Source organism: Pseudomonas sp. RA_105y_Pfl2_P56, assembly GCF_963970845.1.
GTDB lineage: Bacteria > Pseudomonadota > Gammaproteobacteria > Pseudomonadales > Pseudomonadaceae > Aquipseudomonas > Aquipseudomonas baetica_A.
This window is the reverse complement of record NZ_CAXAPL010000096.1, coordinates 1-1,491: the sequence shown is the minus strand read 5'-3', so window position 1 is coordinate 1,491 and position 1,491 is coordinate 1. Positions and strand designations below refer to the sequence as shown.

Sequence of the window (1,491 nt, the reverse complement as noted above, 5' to 3'; positions counted from 1 at the left end):
CAGACTGTGTGAAAACCTAGCAATCTGTGCGGCACTCAAAGAAAATGCTCCGTATCGAAAGATACGGAGCATTTTTCGTTATGGCCTACATCCAAGGAGAGTCCCGCAGCCAGACCAGCGTGTTCCCGGCCTCGCTGGAGGAACTGATCCCCGAGGATCACCTCGTTCGTGTGATCGACCTCTACGTCGCCAAGCTGGATCTGGTGCAACTGGGCTTTGACAAAGCGTTGCCCAAAGGCACCGGGCGCCCCTCTTATGATCCTGCCGATCAGCTAAAACTCTATCTCTACGGCTATTTCCAACGGATTCGCTCCTCACGCCGACTTGAGGTCGAGTGTCAGCGCAACATCGAAGTGATGTGGTTGATCAACCGGCTTAAACCCGACTTCAAGACCATCGCCGACTTTCGCAAAAACAACAAACCGGCCTTTGTGGCGACGTGCCGGGCCTTCGTCCAGTTCTGCCGAACCGCCGGCCTGATAGCCGGTGAGCTGGTGGCCATTGATGGCAGCAAGTTTCAGGCGCTTGCTTCCTCGCGGCGTCATATGAGTTTGAAGCGGCTCAAGCACCAGGAGCAGGCGCTGGATAAACGCATTGCCCAATATCTGGCTGAGCTGGATGAGGCGGATAAAACAGAAGCCAATGAGCTGGTTGATCGCAGTGCGGTCAAGACGGCTTTGGCGCAACTGGAAGTCAGGCACTCCAATAACCTGACGTGCCAGGCCCTGATGGAATCAATGGAGCTTGAGCAATTCAATACCCACGAAAGCGATGCCCGAATGATGCGAACGCATAAAGGGCCGCGGGTCGCGTACAACGTGCAAACCGCCGTGGACGCTGAGCATTGCCTGATCCTGCATCATGAAGTCACGCAGGACAGTGATGATCGCAAGCAACTTGAGCCTATGGCCAAGGCCGCCAAGGAACACTTGCAGCAAGATGAGTTGACGGTGGCTGCCGATGCAGGCTACTCGAATGGCAAGCAGTTCCAGGCCTGCGAGGATGAGAGCATCACGGTTTATGTACCACCCAATCGGTCAGGCAACTCCAGCGGCAAGGAAAAGGAGTTCTTTGACCGAACAGTGTTTACCTACGATGCGTCGCAGGATCGATATCAATGTCCCGCCGGAAAATGGCTGACACTCAAGCAAACCAGTAAGGGCGATCGTATCTACCAGGCGGCGATCAGCGACTGCACCGCTTGTCCGCTGAAAGCGCAATGTACTGAGGCCCGGCGCCGATATGTCTCACGCCATGCTCACGAAGAGGCGTTCGAACGCATGGAGCGGCGAATGCAGGCACACCCCGAAATGATGGTCAGCCGAAGATCCATTGTGGAGCATCCCTTCGGCAACCTAAAACAGTGGTTGTTTGGCAACGCTCGCTTCTTGCTGCGACAGCTCGAGGGGGCGAGAGCCGAAATGGCCTTGGCGGTGAACGCCTATAACCTGAAAAGAGCGATTAACGTGCTCGGCGCACGTCAGTTGATGG

1 protein-coding gene is annotated in these 1,491 nt (G+C 55.7%); it reads left to right on the top strand.

Going from position 1 to position 1,491, the window contains the following annotated elements:
- Window positions 1-80 precede the first annotated feature (80 nt).
- Window positions 81-1,491 (top strand): IS1182 family transposase (locus AACY11_RS28190; protein ID WP_339496316.1); only part of this gene is annotated, 1,411 nt, incomplete at its 3' end.